Origin of the sequence: Novosphingobium sp. KCTC 2891 (assembly GCF_025938155.1) — a bacterium.
GTDB lineage: Bacteria > Pseudomonadota > Alphaproteobacteria > Sphingomonadales > Sphingomonadaceae > Novosphingobium.
The window spans coordinates 189,162-208,511 of the sequence record NZ_JAPCZG010000007.1; the positions used below are offsets into that span (position 1 = coordinate 189,162).

The 19,350-nt window shown below is 67.8% G+C and carries 18 protein-coding genes; 10 read left to right on the forward strand and 8 right to left on the reverse strand.

The genetic code is table 11. The features are described 5' to 3' along the window. Positions 1-353: 353 nt before the first annotated feature. Entirely contained in the window at positions 354-890 is a 537-nt protein-coding gene (locus OLX02_RS14390) for a hypothetical protein (RefSeq protein ID WP_264423924.1), read from the reverse strand. Between the two features lie 25 nt (positions 891-915). Here OLX02_RS14390 and OLX02_RS14395 point away from each other — a divergent pair, with 25 nt between their 5' ends. The 3 genes from OLX02_RS14395 to OLX02_RS14405 all read left to right on the forward strand — a co-directional run bounded on the left by OLX02_RS14395 (position 916) and on the right by OLX02_RS14405 (position 2,751). After that, a complete protein-coding gene (locus OLX02_RS14395) occupies positions 916-1,773 on the forward strand; it encodes a TlyA family RNA methyltransferase (RefSeq protein WP_413630297.1) in 858 nt (285 codons plus the stop codon). A gap of 35 nt (positions 1,774-1,808) precedes the next feature. Continuing rightward, complete coding sequence (locus OLX02_RS14400) at positions 1,809-2,363, forward strand: TspO/MBR family protein (protein ID WP_264423928.1); 555 nt, start codon at positions 1,809-1,811, stop codon at positions 2,361-2,363. Positions 2,364-2,463: 100 nt separating this feature from the next. Continuing rightward, on the forward strand, positions 2,464-2,751 hold the full coding sequence (locus tag OLX02_RS14405) for an accessory factor UbiK family protein (protein ID WP_264423930.1): 288 nt from the start codon (positions 2,464-2,466) through the stop codon (positions 2,749-2,751). A 10-nt stretch (positions 2,752-2,761) separates the two neighbouring features. Here the strand turns inward: OLX02_RS14405 and OLX02_RS14410 are convergent, their stop codons facing one another. Together OLX02_RS14410 and metZ are read right to left on the reverse strand one after the other, a co-directional pair. After that, positions 2,762-4,102: a PAS domain S-box protein gene (locus OLX02_RS14410; RefSeq protein ID WP_264423932.1), complete on the reverse strand. Its 1,341-nt coding sequence runs from the start codon at positions 4,100-4,102 to the stop codon at positions 2,762-2,764. A gap of 91 nt (positions 4,103-4,193) precedes the next feature. Continuing rightward, a complete protein-coding gene (gene metZ, locus OLX02_RS14415; protein WP_264423934.1) occupies positions 4,194-5,402 on the reverse strand; it encodes an O-succinylhomoserine sulfhydrylase in 1,209 nt (402 codons plus the stop codon). 88 nt (positions 5,403-5,490) lie between these two features. Here metZ and OLX02_RS14420 point away from each other — a divergent pair, with 88 nt between their 5' ends. Next, the gene (locus OLX02_RS14420) at positions 5,491-6,792 is read left to right on the forward strand and encodes a phospholipid carrier-dependent glycosyltransferase (RefSeq protein ID WP_264423936.1); all 1,302 of its coding nucleotides are present in this window, start codon (positions 5,491-5,493) and stop codon (positions 6,790-6,792) included. A 49-nt stretch (positions 6,793-6,841) separates the two neighbouring features. Here OLX02_RS14420 and OLX02_RS14425 read toward each other — a convergent pair whose 3' ends face one another. Genes OLX02_RS14425 through recO form a run of 3 tightly spaced genes read right to left on the reverse strand, consistent with a single transcriptional unit; the run spans position 6,842 to position 9,654 of the window. Next, positions 6,842-7,966: a glycosyltransferase gene (locus tag OLX02_RS14425; protein WP_264423938.1), complete on the reverse strand. Its 1,125-nt coding sequence runs from the start codon at positions 7,964-7,966 to the stop codon at positions 6,842-6,844. Positions 7,967-7,977: 11 nt separating this feature from the next. Next, the gene (gene leuB, locus OLX02_RS14430; RefSeq protein WP_264423940.1) at positions 7,978-9,033 is read right to left on the reverse strand and encodes a 3-isopropylmalate dehydrogenase; all 1,056 of its coding nucleotides are present in this window, start codon (positions 9,031-9,033) and stop codon (positions 7,978-7,980) included. A 15-nt stretch (positions 9,034-9,048) separates the two neighbouring features. Further along, the gene (gene recO, locus OLX02_RS14435) at positions 9,049-9,654 is read right to left on the reverse strand and encodes a DNA repair protein RecO (protein WP_264423942.1); all 606 of its coding nucleotides are present in this window, start codon (positions 9,652-9,654) and stop codon (positions 9,049-9,051) included. Positions 9,655-9,745: 91 nt separating this feature from the next. Here recO and apaG point away from each other — a divergent pair, with 91 nt between their 5' ends. From apaG to OLX02_RS14450, 3 genes are all read left to right on the forward strand, one after another. After that, positions 9,746-10,144 carry a Co2+/Mg2+ efflux protein ApaG gene (gene apaG / locus OLX02_RS14440; protein ID WP_264423944.1) on the forward strand — a complete coding sequence of 133 codons (399 nt, stop codon included), beginning with the start codon at positions 9,746-9,748 and terminating at the stop codon, positions 10,142-10,144. A gap of 61 nt (positions 10,145-10,205) precedes the next feature. Next, entirely contained in the window at positions 10,206-11,012 is an 807-nt protein-coding gene (locus OLX02_RS14445; RefSeq protein ID WP_264423946.1) for a LysR family transcriptional regulator, read from the forward strand. A gap of 121 nt (positions 11,013-11,133) precedes the next feature. Then, complete coding sequence (locus tag OLX02_RS14450; protein WP_264423948.1) at positions 11,134-13,071, forward strand: putative bifunctional diguanylate cyclase/phosphodiesterase; 1,938 nt, start codon at positions 11,134-11,136, stop codon at positions 13,069-13,071. Positions 13,072-13,089: 18 nt separating this feature from the next. On the opposite strand, the gene OLX02_RS14455 is transcribed toward OLX02_RS14450, so the two are convergent. Next, a complete protein-coding gene (locus OLX02_RS14455; RefSeq protein WP_319641253.1) occupies positions 13,090-14,391 on the reverse strand; it encodes a multidrug effflux MFS transporter in 1,302 nt (433 codons plus the stop codon). A 77-nt stretch (positions 14,392-14,468) separates the two neighbouring features. Here OLX02_RS14455 and dinB point away from each other — a divergent pair, with 77 nt between their 5' ends. Next, a complete protein-coding gene (gene dinB, locus OLX02_RS14460; protein ID WP_413630310.1) occupies positions 14,469-15,644 on the forward strand; it encodes a DNA polymerase IV in 1,176 nt (391 codons plus the stop codon). On the opposite strand, the gene OLX02_RS14465 is transcribed toward dinB, so the two are convergent. Then, on the reverse strand, positions 15,623-16,120 hold the full coding sequence (locus OLX02_RS14465; RefSeq protein ID WP_264423953.1) for an NUDIX domain-containing protein: 498 nt from the start codon (positions 16,118-16,120) through the stop codon (positions 15,623-15,625). The two genes, dinB and OLX02_RS14465, sit on opposite strands and share 22 nt — an antisense overlap. 162 nt (positions 16,121-16,282) lie before the next feature. Here OLX02_RS14465 and OLX02_RS14470 point away from each other — a divergent pair, with 162 nt between their 5' ends. Both OLX02_RS14470 and gspD read left to right on the forward strand, forming a co-directional pair. Then, positions 16,283-17,131 (forward strand): type II secretion system protein N, encoded by an 849-nt coding sequence (locus OLX02_RS14470; RefSeq protein ID WP_264423955.1) that lies wholly within the window; start codon positions 16,283-16,285, stop codon positions 17,129-17,131. Beyond that, positions 17,128-19,350, forward strand: a complete 2,223-nt coding sequence (gene gspD, locus OLX02_RS14475; protein WP_264423957.1) for a type II secretion system secretin GspD — start codon at positions 17,128-17,130, stop codon at positions 19,348-19,350. The genes OLX02_RS14470 and gspD overlap by 4 nt, the downstream gene beginning before the upstream one ends.

Consider the following 19,350-nt stretch of genomic DNA (forward strand, 5'->3'; position numbering starts at 1 on the left):
AATAAATGTGAAGGGCCGCGCCGGTCAATCCGGAGCGGCCCTTCGCATGGTCAGCGGCCGGAAGTGCCGCCCACGAAGCCTTTATCGCTTAATCGAAATTCAGCGATAATGCTCCGCGCGGGACTGTACCGACCTCTCTGCTGAACCATGAGACATCGGATCACCTCCTTTCGCGCTGTTGAGCCAAAGTCACCGCTTTCGCGGCTGGACCGGGAGGGGTGGGCCGCTCACCGATCTTGACGCCAATGTGAGTCATTCGCCGGGCAACAACAAGTCTTGCATGAAATTATTTTGCCGTCAGGATAGAGACTTCGCGCCGCGTTCCGGGCGCGCTCGCCGCCCTGCTTCCGGCGCTAGCGGCAATCCTCCACGACGCGGCCAACCTCCGCCCACGCGGGCAGATAGAGCGTCGGCAGTCCATTCACATCGACCACGAAGCGGCCCCGGCTGAAGGCCATGGCATCGAGCAGCCGGTCATTGGCGGCAAAGGGGATGGCGACCACCGGTGCGGCCGCGCCGGCCAGCGGCGAGGCGCTGAGCGGACGGCTTTCGCTCGACGTGGTGATGGTGGCCGGCACGGGGGAAGCGGCTGCACCGGCGCGCAGCACGGTGACGGTGCGGGCCGCCGTGTCGCAGCGCAGCGAGACGAGCGGTTCTGCGCCCGCTGCCCCGAAACGCGCCATGCTGCCGCCCGGGATGGGGCCGTAGCTCCAGGTGCCGGGGGTCTGCGCCGCATCGCGCCAGTCACGGGGCGGCGGGGGCGAGGGCGGCGGCGGAGCGGGCCGTGCGGGCGGCGCCGGCGGCGGCGGGGGAGGAGGCGGCGGGGCCGCGACGCAGCCGGCCAGGGCGGCAATAACGAGGAGCGGCAGATGCGCGCGGTTGATCTTCATGCCCGGCTTATGGAAGAGACGCTGCGTGACCTCAACCCGTCCCCCCAAAGCGCCCGCCAGGACGAAAGTCCGCGTCGACCAGTTGCTCGTCGAGCGCGGTCTTGTCGAAAGCCGCGCGCGCGCGCAGGCGCTGATCCTCGCCGGCCTCGTCTTTTCAGGCGAGACCAAGATCGCCAAGGCCGGCCAGGCGCTGTTCCCCGACGCGCCGCTCGACGTGCGCGGGCGCGATCATCCGTGGGTTTCGCGCGGCGGGATCAAGCTGGCCCATGCCATCGCGCACTTCGCGCTCGATCCGGCGGGTGTCACCGCGATGGACATCGGCAGTTCGACCGGCGGGTTTACCGACGTGCTGCTCCAGAACGGGGCAGAGCACGTCTTCGCGGTCGATTCCGGCACCAATCAGCTGGCGTGGAAGCTGCGACAGGACCCGCGCGTCACCGTGCTGGAACAGACCAGCGCGCGCGTGCTGACGCCGGGGCACATCGATCGCTCCGCAACCTGGGTGGTGTGCGATGCGAGCTTCATCGGCCTGCGCAAGGTGCTGGAAGTGCCCCTGGCGCTCGCCACGCGGCCGACGCGGCTGGTCGCGCTGATCAAGCCGCAGTTCGAGGTGGGACGCAGTGAAGTGGGCAAGGGCGGCGTGGTGCGCGACCCTGCGCTGCACGCGCGCGTCTGCGAGGAAGTGCGCGCGTGGCTGGAAAGCGAGGGCTGGCAAGTTCAGGGCATCGCGCAAAGCCCGATCACCGGCCCCGAAGGCAACGTGGAGTTCCTGATTTCCGCCTTGCGCCCCGCTGACAATGACGGTCTTAGTAAAGGAACCAGTGACAGCGCCAGTGACAGCGATTGCGCGAACGCTGCGGCCTCGCCAATATCACAAGGTTAATGGGGCGAATCGAGGGGGTGGCTGGTTCCGGTACGATGAGATACTTGGCTTCTCCTGCGCAACTTCGCGCCAGCCTGCTGCGCTGGTCGCTGTTCACCGTACCGCTCGTGCTGGGTCTTGGGCTGCTTTCGGGGCGCACCGCCGGCAGCGGCCCGGGCAACGCCTGGTTCGATGCCCTGAACAAACCCGCGATCTATCCCCCGCCAGTGACCTTCGCCATCGTGTGGTCGGTGCTCTATGTGCTGATGGGCATCGCGCTGGCGATGATCATCGCGGCATGGGGGGCACGCGGGCGCGGCCTCGCCATCGGGGTGTTCGTGGTCCAGCTGGCACTCAATCTGGCGTGGAGCCCCGTGTTCTTCGCGCTGCACCGGCCAGGCGCGGCGCTGTGGATCATCGCGGGGATGATCCTGGCCGTCCTGCTGACGGTGGTGCTGTTCACGCGCATCCGGCCTTTGGCCGGGGTGCTGCTGCTGCCCTATCTGGCGTGGACCTGCTTTGCGGCGGTGCTGAACTGGCAGTTCGTGGAACTGAATCCCGGCGCCGAGCAGGTCGAGGAATCCGGCGCGGCCGTCCGCGTCGAGTTGTAAGGCGGCGGGCTTGCGCGCGGCGGATGCGAAGCCCATTTAGGCCTCCGCATGATGGCGCTCGCGGTCTCGCGGTGCCGGACATTCATTCAAAGGGCAGACAATGCAGAGCGAGAACCCGCTGATCGCCGATTTCGTGAAGCTGGTGAACAGCGCCGCCGGCACCTTCGCCGGCATGGGCCGTGAAGCCGGCGGCACCGCGCGTGAAAAGCTGCGCGAAGTGTTCGGCGGCATGGACTTCGTCAGCCGCGAGGAGTTCGAGGCGGTGAAGGAAATGGCCGCCACCGCGCGCGAAGAAGTCGACGCGCTCAAGGAGCGTCTCGCGAAGCTGGAAGGTGCCGCCGCGGTGCAATCCCCGGCCGACGCCGCCAGCGGCACGGCCGCCGGCTGAGCGTTTCAGATCAGGAGACGAGGCTGCGCGCGACTTTCGCGTCGCAGTCGAGCCGCCACAGCAGTCCTTCGGGGGCATAGTCGAGTACCACCTCGGCCTTGAGGCTGCGCGACGGGATGTGCCGGATCAGCGTGGTGCCGAAACCGCTGGCATTCGGCGGCACGACCGTCGGGCCACCGGTTTCGCGCCATTCGACCACGAAGCGGTCTGCCGCGGTCACTTCCCACGATAGCCAGACTTCCCCGCCGGATTTCGACAGCGCGCCGTACTTCAGCGCGTTGGTGGCCAGTTCGTGCAGCGCCATGCCGATGATCTCGGCGCTTCGCGGGGAAAGATCGACCGCAGGGCCGCAGGTCTTGACGAGACCCCTGCTTTCACGGCCCAGAATCGCCAGCTGCGCATCGACCAGTTCCTCCATCGGGATGGTGGCCCAGCCGCGCCGCACCAGCAGGTCCTGATTGGCGGAAAGGCTGGCGAGGCGTTTCTCGAAGCGTTCGAGAAAACTGGCGTCGCCTCCTCCTGATCGGCGGGCCAGCGCCTGCACCACCGACAGCATGTTTTTCGAGCGATGGTTCACTTCCATCAGCAGGACCCGGATCTGCTCTTCCTTTTCGAGCAGTTCGGTGACGTCGGTGTTGGTGCCGAACCAATGGATGATCTCGCCCGCGTCGTCGCGGATCGGTTTCGCGCGCGAGAGGAACCAGCGGTAGGCGCCATCGGCGCCGCGCAAGGGGAAGGTGTCTTCCCATTCGGTGCCCGATGCGATGCAGATCGAGAAATGCTCTCGCACGCGGTCCAGGTGGTCGGGGTGATGCACCGCTTCCCAGCCCCAGCCCCGCATCTGCTGGAACTGCGTGCCGGTATAGTCGTACCAGCGCTTGTTGTACCAGGTCAGCCCGCCGTCCGGCGCGGCGATCCAGGCCAGCTGCGAGATATTGTCCGCCAGCATCCGGAACTTCAGCCCGGTTTCCTTGAGCGCTTCCTCGGCCGCGTGGCGCTCGGTCACGTCGCGGGCGATCTTGCTGGCGCCGACAATCCGCCCATCGGGATCGAGAATCGGCGAGACGGTTAGCGAGACGCGTAGCGAGCTGCCGTCCTTGCGCTGGCGGATCGTCTCGAAGCTGCGGACACGTTCGCCCCGACCGATGCGGGCGAGGATATCGTCCTCCTCGTCCTGCCTGTCATGCGGGATGACCTTGCGGATCGATTGCCCGACCATCTCCTCCTCGGTGAAGCCGAAGATGCGGGTTGCACCGGGATTCCAGCTGATGACCGTGCCGTCCAGCCGCTTGCTGATGATCGCGTCGTCGGAGGACTGGATGATTGCAGATAAGTGGGCTTCCGCCAGCAATGCGCGTGCTCCGATGCCATCCCGCCCGCGAACACTGTAGGCGCTCGCGGGGGCAATGCAAACGGACAAATACCGCCTTGTTCAGAGTGGCTTAGAGGCCGACCTTGGTCAATGCCTGATCGAGATCCTCGATCAGGTCATCCGGATCCTCGAGTCCCACGTTGAGTCGCAGCATCCCCTCACCCACACCCATGTCGGCGCGGGTTTCCGGGCCGACGCCGTGGTGCGTGGACGACGCCGGGTGGCACATCAGCGAGCGCGAATCGCCGATGTTGTTCGAGATGTCGATCAGTTCCAGCGCATCGAGCAATCCGTGCGCCTGCGGCCGGCCGCCGTCGAGGTCGAACGAGAAGATCGGCCCGCCGGCCTTCATCTGCTTCTTCGCCAGTTCGTGCTGCGGGTGGCTGGGCAGGAACGGGTAGAGCAGCCGGGGGACGCGCTTTTCCAGGAAAGTCGCGACCTTGAGTGCGCTTTCGCTCTGGCGGTGGATGCGCAGGTCGAGCGTTTCAAGGCCCTTGAGCACGACCCACGCGTTGAACGGCGCGCAGTTGGGACCGGTATTGCGCTGGAACGGCAGCAGCACGTTGTTGATGAAATCGGCCGAGCCGCAGACCGCACCGGCCAGCACGCGGCCTTGCCCGTCCATCATCTTGGTCGCGGAATAGGCGACGACATCGGCGCCGAAATCCATCGGGCGCTGAAGCGCGCTGGTGGCGAAGGCATTGTCGACCACGGTGACGATGCCGTGCTTCTTCGCCAGCGAGCAGACGAATTCGAGATCGACCACGTCCATCGTCGGATTGGCCGGGCTTTCGAAGAAGAACACCTTGGTGTTGGGGCGGATTGCGGCTTCCCACGCGGCTTTGTCGCTCGCGTCGATCGTGGTGCCCTGGATGCCGAAGCGCGGCAGCAGGTTGTCCACCAGCCAGCGGCACGAACCGAACGCGGCCTTGGCGGCGACGACGTGATCTCCGGCGGACAGCTGGCAGAGCAGGGCGGTGGTCATCGCTGCCATGCCGCTGGCCTGTGCGCGGCAAGCTTCTGCGCCTTCGAGCAGGGCGATGCGTTCTTCCATCATCTGCACGGTGGGGTTCTGGAGGCGGGAATAGGTCATCCCGTCATCTTCGCCGGCGAAGCGCGCGGCCACGGTCGCGGCGCTGTCGTAGGTGTAGCCCGAGGTGAGGAACAGCGCCTCGGACGTCTCGCCCATTTCGGAGCGCCAGGTGCCCCCCCGGATCGCCTGGGTTGCGGGGCGCCACTTGGTGGTGATCGAACGGTCCTGGCCGGCTGTGCGCTTCATGAGGCCACGCCTTAGTTTCCGAGCATCGACGGCGCAAGCGGCTGGCATTGCCTGCACCGCTGCAAATGGCCTATCTGCGTGCGCAGGCATGAAAATCCTCCCGCAGAACTCGCCCGCGCAAGCTGTCCGCCACCCCGCCAACGACCCGTTGCTCTGGGTGCTGGCGATCACCGCCGCGTTCCTGGCCCTGGCGCTCTACCGGATCGGCATCCCCTCGAAGCCGATGTTCGACGAGATCCACTATCTGCCGGCCGCGCGCCGGCTGATCGACCTGACCCACCGGCTCAACCCCGAGCATCCGCTGCTGGGCAAGGAAATGATCGCGCTGGGGATGCGACTGTTCGGCGACGTGCCCTTCGGCTGGCGCGCGCCGAATGCCGTGCTGGGCGCGATCGGGCTGTTTGCGGCGACGCGCGCGGTGTGGTGGGCCAGCCTGTCGCGATCGACGACGCTGCTGTTCGGCGTATTGATGGCCAGCAATTTCATCTGGTTCATTCTCAGCCGCATCGCGATGCTCGACATGGCGATGGCCGCGATGCTGGCGCTGGCGTTCTGGCAATGGGCGCAGGCGTGGCGCAAGGGCGGGCGGCGGCATCTGGTGCTGTGCGGCGCGTTCCTGGGCTTGTCGCTTGGGGCCAAGTGGAACGGGGCGCCGCTGCTGGTGATGCCGGGCCTGCTGTTCGCCTGGGACCGCTGGCAGGCGCTGCGCGGCCGGCGGGGCCAGTTCCTCACCGCGCGTGATGCCGGTCCGGTGCCCGGTGTCTCGCTGATCGAGGCGGGGGTCTGGCTGGGGCTGTGGCCGCTGGTGGCCTATTTCGCCACGTTCGCACCAGCGTTCTTCTATCACGTCCAGCCGATGACGTTGGGCGGCTTGATCCCGTGGCAGAAGTACATGCTGCAATTGCAGGACAGCGTGGTGAAGCCTCACACCTACATGAGCCGGTGGTGGCAGTGGGTGTTCAACATCCGGCCGATCTGGTTCCTCTACCAGAACGTCGATGGCGCGCAGCGCGGGGTGCTGATGCTCGGCAATCCGTTCACGATGCTGGCCGGGCTGCCCGCGCTGGTGTTCTGCGCGTGGGACGGCGTGAAAGGCGACAAGCTGAGGCGCGGCGTTGCATTGCTTTATGTCGCGGCGCTGATCTTCTGGGCGCTGAACGGCAAGCCGGTGCAGTTCTACTATCACTACACGCTCGCCAGCCTGTTCCTGATCGCGGCGCTGGCGCTGGTGCTGGGCGAGTGGTGGGACAACGGCACGCGCTGGCCGGCGCGGGTAGCGGCGGGCCTGTCGCTCGTGCTCTTCGCGGGGTTCTACCCGATCCTGGCGGCGGGGCCGCTGCCCCGCGCCAATTCCTACGTCGATTACACGTGGATCAAGAGCTGGCGCTGAACGCCGGCGGCAAGGGGAGAGCTGGCGCCGGGCGCCAGCTCCATCGACCTCAGTATTTGCCCCAGACGAACTTGCTCGACAGCGCGAAGTTCCACACCGAGCCGAGCACGATGCCGATGATCACGGCGACGAAATCGTGGAAGCCCATCGCCTTCAGCGCCGCGGCCGAGCCGACATTGGTGAGCAGGCCGAGCGAGCAGGTCATGGCGAACTTGGCCCAGCCGCGCATCACCGGCACGAAGCCGCGCAGGCGCTTGTCGGAATAGGTCAGTTCATTGTTCAGCACGAAGTTGAACGACATCGCGATCACGGCGGCGATCGTGTTGGCGACGTTGAAGGTGACGTTGCTGGACCAGTGGCCATAGACGAAGCGTTCGCCCAGCAGCAGGTGCAGGACGAGCCACAGCGCGCCCATCTGCACGCCCACGCCCATCGCGCCCACGGTGCCGAACAGCGCGAAGCGGGTGGGGATGATGCGGCCCAGCCACTTGTCGTAAAGCCCGACGAGGAACTCGAATACCACGGTGCGGTCGAGCTTGGATTCGCCTTCCATCCGCGCTGCGAAGTTCAGCGGGAATTCCTTGACGCGCAGCGGGGCATCGACGGTGGCGAGGATGTCCAGCAGGATCTTGAAGCCCACGCCCGAAAGGCGGTGGGCGTCGGCGCGCAGCGTTCCGGCGCGCAGCATGAAGAAGCCGCTCATCGGATCGGACAGCTGCACGCCGGTTACCCGGCGGGCAAGGCGGTTGGCGAGGCCCGAGGCCTTGACCCGGTCCGGGCGGCCCCATGCTTCGGTGCTGGCACCTTCGGCGAAGCGGCTGGCATAGGCCACGTCCCAATCGCCGCTGGTCACCGCCGCCAGCATCTGCGGCAGCAGCGCCGGATCGTGCTGTCCGTCGGCGTCCATCACCGCCACGACAGGGGCGGCGGTGGCGCACATCCCCTCGATCGCGGCGGAGGCGAGGCCGCGCCGGCCGATGCGCTCGATCACGCGGATGCGCGGATCGGTCAGCGAGATCCGCCGCGCCTCGTCGGCGGTCCCGTCGGGGCTGTTGTCATCGACGAAGATGGCTTCCCAGGCGAGCCCGGAAAGCGCGGCGTCGAGCCGCTCGACCATCAAGGCGATGTTCTTGCGTTCGTTGTAGGTCGGCAGGATAACGGCGAGTTGCAGCATGACGCGCGCGCTTACAGGCGTTCGAGCACCGCGTCACCAATTTCCGTCGTATTCGCGTTGCCGCCCAGGTCCCGCCCGAGGACACCGTCCTCCAGCGCCTTGGCCACAGCGGCTTCGACGCGGTCTGCGGCAGCGTCCTGGCCCAGCGAATGGCGCAGCAGCATCGCCGCCGACAGGATCGTCGCCATCGGGTTGGCAAGGCCCTGCCCGGCGATGTCCGGCGCGGAGCCGTGGATCGGCTCGTAAAGTCCGAAGGTGCCGTAGTCGGTCTGGCGTTCGCCCAGCGAGGCCGAGGCGAGCATTCCGATCGAGCCGACGCACATGCTGGCCTGATCGGAGAGGATGTCGCCGAACAGGTTGCCGGTCACCACCACGTCGAACTGGCCGGGGTTGCGCACCAGCTGCATCGCGGCGTTGTCCACATACATATGGCTGAGCGCGACGTCGGGGTATTCCTTCGCCACTTCGATCACCACGTCACGCCACAGCTGGCTGGTTTCCAGCACGTTGGCCTTGTCCACCGAGCAAAGGCGTCCGGCGCGGCCCTGCGCGGCGCGGAAGGCGACGTGGGCGATGCGGCGCACTTCGCTCTCGCTGTAGGACATGATGTCATAGCCTTCGCGTTCGCCGTTCGGGGTGGTGCGGAAGCCCTTTTCGCCGAAATAGACGTCCCCGTTCAGCTCGCGCACGATCAGCAGGTCGATGGCGGAAGCGACTTCGGGACGGAGCGCGGAATGGTCTTCCAGTCCCTTGAACACCTTGGCCGGGCGCAGGTTGGCGAACAGCACCAGCTCCTTGCGCAGGCCCAGGATCGCCTGTTCCGGCCGCAGGTGGCGGTCGAGCGAGTCGCAGTCGGGATCGCCCACCGCGCCGAACAGCACGCCATCGGAAGCGCGGGCGATTTCCAGCGTCTCGGGCGGGAGCGGGTGGCCATAGGCCTTGTAGGCCGCGCCGCCGACCGGGGCGTGCTTCAGCTCGATGCCAAGGCCCAGTGCCTCGATCACCCGCACCGCTTCTTGCGTGACTTCGGGACCGATGCCGTCGCCCGGCAGAACCGCAATCTTCATGGAAGAACCCCTTCGCTAACCCGGAATGCGTTTCAGCCGATCGAGCAGAATCGCGCGCAGCCCCATAACATCGCGGCGATGATCGGCAAGCAGGCGGTTCCCGATCGCCTTGCCCTGCCGGTCCAGCCGTTCGAGCAGATTGGTCCATTCCTCGTCCGGCGGCGGGGCGCCGGCCGTGCCATAGCCGACCTCGCGAAGCAGCAGGATCTCGTATCCTGCCAGCGCCCGCGCCCAGCCGCGCGCGGACGGCGCATGGCAGATGGCATCAAGCAACGCGCCCAGCGCCGCGTAGAGCGCGGGGTAGGGGTGGCCTTCGGGCAGAGTGGCGGCGGTCAGCGAAGTGGCCCAGCCGATACCTGCGCTCGCCAGCGGCTCGCCCAGCCAGGCGCCACGGCTTTCCACCAGTTCGATGCGGGCGGAGGGCAGCTGGCTGGCGGAGCGCGCGCGCACTTCGGCTTCGACCCTGTTTCCGGGGATCAATACCGGACGCATCTCGCGCCCTTTCGCCCCGGCGACGTAGGCTGCGACAAGGCCGTGCTCGGCGGTCATCAGCCGCACGATCGCACCGTGTTCGCCGTGGGGACGGACGGCGCAAAGCAGGGCGGGGGCGCGGATGAGCATCGCTGTCCCGTCTGCGTTCGATCGGGAACGGTGGCAAGCGGGACAATTTACTTCATTGGAACGTCGGCGCTTGTGGAGTAGTTTGGCTGTCATGAAACAGCTCTTCCAACATTCCGCGACGACGGAAGGGGTGACCGTCCGGGTCGCAGTGAACTTCCTGCCGGAACAGTCGCGCATCGATGCGGGCAAGTGGTTCTGGGTCTATCACATCCGGATCGAGAACGACGGCGCGCAGCCGGTCCAGCTGCTGACGCGGCATTGGCGGATCACCGACGGGCGCGGTGCGGTGAACTTCGTCGACGGCGAAGGCGTGGTCGGCGAACAGCCGTTGCTCCGATCGGGACAGGCGCATGATTATGTTTCGGGCTGCCCGCTCGGCACGCCGCAGGGAAGTATGCAGGGGCATTACACCATGCGCCGCGCCGACGGTTCGCTGTTCGACGTGGCGATCCCGTTCTTCCCGCTGGCCGCGCCCGCGACGGCCAGCTGACGAACCGGCCTGATCGTCCTGCCGGATTGACATCCGCGCTTGTGCGCCGGAAGGGGACGACATGAAGCGGACGCACCTGCCCCTCAATGGTCTGCGCGTGCTCGATGCGGCGGCGCGGCATCTTTCGTTCACGCGCGCGGCAGACGAGCTGGCGGTGACGCCTGCCGCCGTGGGCCAGCAGATCCGCGCGCTGGAGGACTTGCTGGGCGTCGTCCTGTTCCGCCGCACGTCCAAGGGTCTCGAACTCACCGACGAGGCCTCGGCCGGACTGGATGCGATCCGCGAGGGCTTCCTGCGCTTCGAGGAAGGCGTTCAGTCGATGCAGGCGGGCCAGTCGAGCCACGTCTATACGATCGCCTGCCCCCGCGATTTCTTCGCCGCATGGCTTTCGCCCCGGCTGGCCGCCTATCGCCATGAAAGCCCGCAGATGCGCTTCTTCCTCGTCGGAGGAGATGGCGACGTCGATTTCACCGAGGCCAATCTGGACGTTGCGGTGCGCTGGGCCGAAGGGCCGGGCGAACTGGAAGGGATCGCGCTCGGCTCGCCCGAGACAATCGTGGTGACCGCGCCGGGCGCGACCGGCGATGCGCCATGGATCGGCTGGCCGGGCGATCCGGCACCCGATGGCAGTGCCAGCGACGTGCAGTTTTCGGTCGGGGATGCCGGCACCGCGATCAGCGCCGCCGCCGCCGGACTGGGCAAGGCGCGCGTGCCGCTGCTGCTGGCCGAGGGCGCGATCGAGGCGGGCCGAGTCGCGGCCATCGGGCCGGCCGAAACAGGGCGCCGCGGCTATTGGCTCGTTGCGCCGCTGCCGCAGTGGCGGCAAAAGAAGGTCAAGGCGCTGGTCTCGGCACTTTCCGGGCAATAATCGGACGCCTGTTTGCGACGAGTTGTTACGGGTATTGACTCGCTCTTAACTGCAATGCCCCTAGTCGGATCCGATGGACTCGGTGGAATTTTCGGCACTTAGGCGGGCGAGACAGGCGGCGATGACGCGCCTGCGCCGTCTGTCGGGCTTGGTTCGCGCCGCGTTTCGCCAGCACGATGGCGATGCTTTTACCCAGGCCTACGCCAACTCGCTCTCGCGCCGGCTGCCGCTGCTCTATCTCGTTGTCGTCTTTGCGCTGATGCTGTTGATGGTGCGCTTTATGGGCAGGGCCCCGCCGGCGTTGCTGGCTGCCGGGCCGGCGCTTTGCCTGTTCGCGGGATGGCGTGCGCGGCACTGGTTGCCGCATCGGGTCCGGCGGCGCTCGGTCGATCAACTGCGCGCCGATCTTGACCGGATGAGCCAGATCGGCGGGTTTTCCGGCCTGTTGTTCGTCAGCTGGGGGCTGGCGCTCTATCCGTTCGGCGATAACGATGCGCGCAGCCTGATCCACTATATGCTGGCGGTGGCGATGATCTCCGGCGTGCTGGGCCTTGCCCATGCGCCAGCCACCGCGCTGCGCATCGCACTTGCGTTCGTGGTGCCCAGCAGCCTGTTTTTTCTGATCGCGGGTCATCCCAATGCGGTTTACGTCACGCTGGTCCAGCTGGTGGTCACGGCGATCCTGCTGTTCGTCAGCCAGGGGCACCATCACGATTTCGTGGGGCTGGAACTGTCGCGGCAGCAACTCGCGCGGCGCGAGCAGGCCACCGCGCGCCTTGCCGGCGAAGCGACCGTGCGCGCGAGCATCGATCCGCTGACTGGCGGGCTCAACCGCGGTGCGATCCTTGAGCGGGTGGAAGAGGCGATCGGCTCGCCTTCGCCGGTCAAGCCATGGCTGGCGCTGATCGATCTCGACGGGTTCAAGCTCGTGAACGACACCTATGGACACGCGGCGGGGGACGAGGCGCTCAAGGTGATCTCGGAACGCATCGCGGCGGTGCCCGGCGTGCTGGCGAGCGGCCGGCTGGGCGGGGACGAGTTCGCCGTGCTGTTCGATGCCGCGCTGGAAGGCCCTGCCATGGCCGGGCTGGCGGCGCGGCTGGTATCGTCGATCCGCGAGGAGATCGGCCATCAGGAAGCCCGCCTGCGCCTGAGCGCGTCGATCGGCCTGCACCGGGTGCGCGGCGAGGGACTGGGCGGCTGTCTCGAACGTGCCGACGCGGCGCTCTACAAGGCGAAGGATCGGGGCGACGGATCGGTCGTGTTGTTCGGACCGGACGACGAGGTCGCCCTGCAGGAGCGGATCGAGATTACGCGCCGCTTCAACGACTGCGCGCTCGATGACCGGCTGAAGCTGCTTTACCAGCCGATCCACGATTTCGACGGAGGGCGGATCGTCACGGTCGAGGCGTTGGCGCGCTGGTCGCCGGATGGCGTGCAGTGGCATGCGCCCGGCACGTTCCTGGCGATTGCCGAAGCCACCCGCCGCACGGGCGAGTTGACGCGGCTGGTGCTGGCCCGCGCGCTGGCCGAATGCCGCCCGTGGGAAACCGGGATCAGCATCGCCATCAATCTTTCGCCGCGCGATATCGTGCGCGACGGCGCGGTGGAACGGATCGCCGCGATCGTGCGCGATGCCGGTGCGGTGCCGCAGTCGATCACGCTGGAAGTGACCGAGCGCGCGATCATGGCCGATCCGCGCCGCGCCGCGATGCAGCTGGCCGCGTTCCGCGAACTGGGCTTCCGCATTGCGCTGGATGATTTCGGTGCGGGCTGGTCGAGCCTGTCACAGCTGCGCGACCTGCCGCTGGACATGATCAAGCTTGATCGCGAACTGGCCGCGGCGCTGCCGGGCGATCCCGATGCGCGGGCGATCGTGGGAATGATCGTCGCGCTTTCGTGGCAGCTGGGGATCGATTGCACGCTGGAAGGCGTGGAGACCGAGGAGCAGGCCGAGGCGGCACGCGCGCTGGGTATCCGGCTGATGCAGGGCTACTACTTCAGCCGGCCCGGCACGCTGGACGAGGCGCTGGCCGCCGCCCATCGGGCCGTGGCCTGAACGCGGGCGACCGGCGCTCTAGTGGAAGTCCACCACCACGCGCGGGCCTCCCGGCGGGTGGATGCGGCGGAACAGGCGCCCTTTTTCACTGAACAGCACCAGCGCGAGCGAAAGCAGCGCACCGGCAAGCAGCGACCAGGCCAGCGGCCTTGCGCTGCCGTCATAGGCCTGGCCGATCATCATGCCGAGGCCTGAAGCAATCGCCATGCGCAGGAACGTCTGCACCGAGCTGGCCGCGCCGGCGGTCTGGGCGAAAGGCTGCAACGCGATCGAGCTGAAGTTGGCGCCGATGAAGCCGATCAGGCAGACGTTGGCCGCCATCACCGGCATGAACTGCCACAGGGTTTCGTCCGGGCGAGATGCCAGAAGGACCTGGGTGGTGCTGAACAGGATGAATGCCAGCAGCGCGGTGTGGGACACGCGCCGCGCGCCGAAGCGTTCGACGATCCGGGCGTTGAAGAAGCTGGCCAAGGACATGGCCGCGCCCGTCGCCGCGAAGAACAGCGGCATCAGCGCGCCGGCGCCGAAATGTTCGCCGACCAGCTGCTGGACCGAGTTCACGTAGCCGAACAGCCCGCCCATCACGAGGCCGGACCCGATGACATACCCCGTCGCGCCGCGGTTGGTGGCTGCGCGGGCCATGTTGACCGCGATCGAAGCCGGCCGGATCGGCTGGCGGAATTCGGGATGCAGCGTTTCCTCGAGCCGCGCCCAGACCCAGATGCCGAGCAGGACCGCCAGCACCGCCAGCGCCGCGAAGATCCAGCGCCACCCTGCGAACATCAGCACGAACTGGCCCAGGCTGGGCGCGAGAATCGGTACGATCATGAACACCATCGAGACGGTGGACAGCATTCGCGCCATGCGGTCGCCCGCGTGCCGGTCGCGGATGATTGCGCTTGGCACCACCGTCATGCCCGCACTGCCAAGCCCTTGGAGCACGCGCAGCACGAGGAGCGTGTTGAAATTGGTGGCCAAGGCGCATGCCACAGACAGGACGACGTAGAGCGAAAGGCTGGCCAGGACCACGCGGCGGCGGCCAAAGCGGTCGGCCAGCGATCCGGGGATCAGCGCGCCAATGCCGCCGGCCAGCAGGTAGACCCCCACCACCAGTTGGCGGCGATTGGGATCGGACACGCCCAGATCGTGCGCGATCTGACCCAGCGCAGGCAGCATCGTATCGATCGCCAGCGCCTGCAATGCCATCATCATCGCCATCATGGCGACGAATTCGCGGTGGCCCATGCTGAAGCTGTTTTCGCCCCCTTGGGCGTCCGGAAGCGCGCGCGGCCCCGGAGTCTCGTGAGTCTTCCGGTTCATGGCGCCGGCCTTAGGGTGGCGGACAAGGATCGGCCAGCCCTTTATGCTGCGGCGCGATGTGGCCTATCATGCCGCACATGGACGCGCGCAAGCAGCACGGCGAGGAAGATGAGACGCGGGCCCGCGAAGGTGCGGGCGGGGGTGCCGGCGGATTGCGCAAGATCATCCATGTCGACATGGATGCCTTTTTCGCCAGCGTCGAACAGCGTGACGAACCGGCGCTTCGCGGCAAGCCGGTAGCGGTCGGTGGATCGTCCGACCGCGGGGTCGTGGCTGCGGCAAGCTATGAAGCGCGGGTGTTCGGGGTGCGGTCGGCGATGCCGTCGGTGCGGGCGGCAAGGCTTTGTCCGGACCTGATCTTCCGCAAGCCGCGCTTCGACGTATACCGCGCGGTCAGCCAGCAGATCAGGGCGATCTTCCTTGACTATACCCCCCACGTCGAACCGCTGTCGCTCGACGAGGCCTATCTCGACGTCACCGACGACGTGCGCGGGATCGGTTCGGCCACGCGGATCGCGCAGATCATCCGGCGACGGATTCGCGAGGAGACGGGCCTGACCGCCAGCGCGGGCGTGTCCTACAACAAGTTCCTGGCGAAGCTTGCCAGCGACCAGAACAAGCCGGACGGCCTGTGCGTGATCCGCCCGGGTGAGGGGGCGACCTTCGTCGCGGGGCTGCCGGTCAAGCGGTTCCACGGCGTAGGCCCGCGCGGCGCGGAGAAAATGGCAGCGCTGGGCATCGAGACCGGCGCCGATCTGCGCGCCCGCGACATCGCCTTCCTGCGCGAGCATTTCGGCAGTTTCGCCGATTACCTCTACCGCGCGGCGCGTGGCATAGACTTGCGTTCCGTGCGCGCCGATCGTCCGCGCAAGTCCGTGGGCGGCGAGCGCACGTTCGACCGCGACCTGTCGTCCGGCCCGGTCCTGCGCGAGACGCTGGAGCGGATCATCGATATCGTGTGGGAGAGGATCGAGCGCAGCGGCGCCAAGGGGCGGACGGTCACGCTGAAGCTGAAGTTCATCGACTTCCAGGCGATGACCCGCGCGCGTTCGCTGCCCCGGCCTGTCGCGGACAAGGCCGAGTTCGCGGTCATCGCGCGGGCGCTGCTCGATGCCGTGCTGCCCCTGCCGCAGCCGGTGCGGCTGATGGGGCTGACGCTGTCCGCGCTGGATGGCGCAGCCGACGACGAGGATGAAGGCGCGCCCGGGCCGGCCGCCGCCGGCAGCGCGCCTCAGGCCGAATTGCCGTTCTGATCCGCGCGCCAGGCGCGCCACAGGTCCAGATAGTGCAGCGGCGCGCCGCAGATGCCTTCGGGGAGCGCATCGAGCGGGAAGAAGGCCGCTTCCTCAAGCTCGCGCCCATCGGCGACCGGCGGGTCCTGCGTGGTGCCGGTGACCAGTTCGGTCACGTTGGTCCAGCCGCCAGCAGCGCGGAACGGAAATGTCGCGAACCAGGTTGCTTCTTCCAGCCGGCAGCCCGTTTCCTCGCGCAGTTCCCTTGCGCCCGACCGCGCCGGGTCCTTGCTCCGCCCGATCCCGCCACCGGGCAGCATCCACGCCTCGCGCCGGTGATAGCTGTGCCGCACCAGCAGGATCCGGCCTTCCGGATCGAAGGCCAGCACGCTGCATCCGCGCACTTTCAGCCGCAGCAGGCCCCATACCCGCAGCCGAACAGGATGCGCGGCGCGCAGCAGCGCGCGGTGGAGCGGGGCGGGGACAAGGCCGAACATCAGGCAGCAGGTGTCGCGCCGCAGCGCTGCCGCCGCAAGCCCTTGATTGCAGGCGCGGCGGATCGGGCGGGCTATCGTTGGTAATTCCGCAAGCGCTTGGTATGGCTGGGGCTGGCGAACCGCTGAATCGGCAGTTCCGCCAGTGGGGGAGGGTTCGGGGGCGTGATCCGGCGCGGCGCGATGATCGGGGCAAGGCGGGCGGCGCTGCCGCACGGGCTGACCCTGCACGCCATGTTGTGGTGGACGCTCGCCGCCACCATCGCGAGCCTTGGCGCCGCGATCCTGTGGGCGCTGGTGACGCCGGTTTCGCCCATTGGCGCGTGGCGCCCGGCCACCGTCCGGATCCCATCGCCGGCGGAGCGCGCCGCGCTGTTCGCGTCGGTCGACCCGTTCAACCGGGGTGCTGCGTCGTCCGCTGGGCCGGCTTCGTCCGACACCGGCGCGGTGACCTCGCTGGCACTGACCCTTTTCGCCACGCGTTCCACGCCGGGTGGCGGCGGCAGCGCGATCATCGCGGGGGCAGGCGGCGTGCAGCAGGTGGTCCGCACGGGCAGCGAGGTGCAGCCGGGCGTGACGCTGGCGGCAGTCGCTTTCGATCATGTGGTGCTGAGCCGCAACGGCGCGCGCGAACTGCTCTATCTCGACCAGTCCGGCGATGCGCCCAGCGCGGACCGCGTGGTGGCTGCCAATCCGGTGCGCGATACGCTGGCTCCCGCCAGTGCCGCCGGGCCGTTGACGGTCGATGCTGCGCGCCGGGGCATCGGCTTCGGCCCGCGCGCGGAGGGCGGGCGCGTGACCGGGCTGGAAGTGATGCCGTCGGGCGATGGCAAGGTCTTCCGCGCCGCCGGTTTCCAACCGGGCGACGTCATCACCGCCGTCGATGGCAAGCCGGTTTCCGGCGCTGGCGACGGCGCGCTTCTTGCCGGTGCGCTGCGCCCCGGCGCTTCCGTTTCGGTCACCGTCCGTCGCGGCGACCGCCAGCTTCCGCTCGCGATCACATTGGCACCATGAACCTCAGACACCTGCTCACTGCCCTGTCCGCGACCGTGCTGGCGCTCCCCCAGGGCGCAATGGCCCAGTATACGCTCAACGTGCGCGAGGCGGACATTCGCGCTTTTATCGCCGACGCCGCCGAAGTGACCGGGCGCACGTTCATCGTCGATGCGCGGGTGCAGGGGAAAGTCAGCGTGGTCAGCGACCGGGCGCTCAGCCGGTCCGAATACTTCGAGGTGTTCCTTTCCACCCTGCGCGCCAACGGCCTGATCGCGGTGCCCACCGGCAACGGCGCCTTCCGCGTACAGCCCGCCGATGGCGCGGCCACGCAGCCCACTCGCATCGGTAGCCGGGGCGCGGCGCGCAACCAGATGGTGACCGAGATCGTCCGGCTCCGGACCGTGGATGCCACGCAGGCGGTCGAGACGTTGCGCCCGCTGGTGAGCAAGGACGGCTCGCTCACCGCGAACAAGTCGGGCAATTCGCTGGTCATCGTCGATTATGCGGACAACCTCGCCCGTATCCGCGCGCTGCTGCGTCAGATCGACCGTGACCAGTCCTCCACCCAGACGGTGCTGCTGGAACACGCCGGCGCGCGAGAGATCGCGACCGCGCTGGGCCAGCTGATCCCGGCTGGCGGAGAAGGCGGGCGGGCGCTGGCCAGCGTGGTCGCGGTGGACAGCTCCAACGCCCTGCTGCTGCGCGGCGATCCGGCCACGCTGGCGAAGCTTTCCGCCATGGCGCGCCAGCTCGATGCGCGTGCAGCACTGGGCGGCGAGATCAAGGTGCTGTGGCTCGACTATGCCGATGCGGCGGTGCTGGTGCCCGTGCTGGAACGGCTGGTCGGCGGTCAGGGCGGCAGCGAAGTGGCGTCCGGTTCGCAGGCGCCCGTTTCGCTGGGGGGCGTTGGTGGTAACACCACCTCCACGGCGGGCACGCAGGGCAGCACGATGCCTGCGGGCGGCGCGGCGGCAGGCACGGCGGGCATCAATCCCACCGGCGGCACCAGCGGCGGGCTGGGTTCCGGGCCGATCAAGCTGGAAGGCGGGCGCGGTACGGCCACGATCACGCGCTATCCCGGCGCGAATGCGGTCATCATCGCCGCACCGGCCGATGAACAGCGCCGCCTGACCGAACTGGTCCGCCAGCTCGACATTCCGCAGGAACAGGTGCTGGTCGAGGCGATCATCGTCGAGATTTCCAACGACGTGGCGCGCAAGCTGGGCGTGCAGATGCTGATCGGCGGCAAGGACATTCCCTTTGCCGTCTCCAATTTTTCCAACGTCTCGCCCAACATCATCGACATCGCGGGCGGGCTTTATGCCGACAGGCTGGACCAGACGACGACCGTGATCAACGGCAGCACCGTCACCACCAGCACCAATTCGCCGACCGCCGACCTGCTGCGCCAGAACGCGGCGAGCGCGATCCTGGGCGCGCAGGGCGGGTTCGGCGGCTTTGCGACGGAGCTGGGCAAGGACCGCTTCTTCGGCGCGCTGATCAATGCGGTGCAGGCGGACAGCAATTCCAACATCCTGTCCACGCCGCACATCACCACCAACAACAACGTCCCCGCCTCGATCCTGTTCGGCAAGGAGATCCCGGTGGCGACGGGCGAGGCGCTGTCTTCCGCCAATTACAACAACACCTTCCGGACCATCCAGCGCCAGAACGTGGGCATCGAGCTGGACGTTACCCCGCAGATCAACGCGGGCAACCAGGTGCGGCTGGACCTGCGCCAGCAGGTCAGCTCGATCGCCGGGCCGGTTTCGTCCAGCAACAGCGAACTCATCATCAACAAGCGCGAGATCAAGACCACGGTCACCGTGGGCGACCGCGAGATCGTGGTGCTGGGCGGCCTGCTCGACGACAACGAGCGGCGCACCATCGAGAAAGTGCCGCTGCTGGGCGACGTGCCGATCCTGGGCGAACTGTTCAAGTCGCGCGGGAAAAGCCACGTGAAGACCAACCTGATGGTGTTCATCCGGCCCACGATCATGCGCAACGGGGCGGACCGCGCCGCGCTGACCGCCCGCCGTTACGGCGTGATCCGCGATGCGCAGGCCGCCTATGATCCCAAGCGGGAGCCGAGCATCGACCAACTGATCGTCGATTATATGGGGGCCGCGCTTCCGGTGGCGCCCGCACCGCAGCCCGGCACCGACACGGTGATCGCGCCGCGCTCCGGCATGGTCCAGCCGCTGCCGCTCCCGCCGAGCACCGCGCCCCGGCCTTGA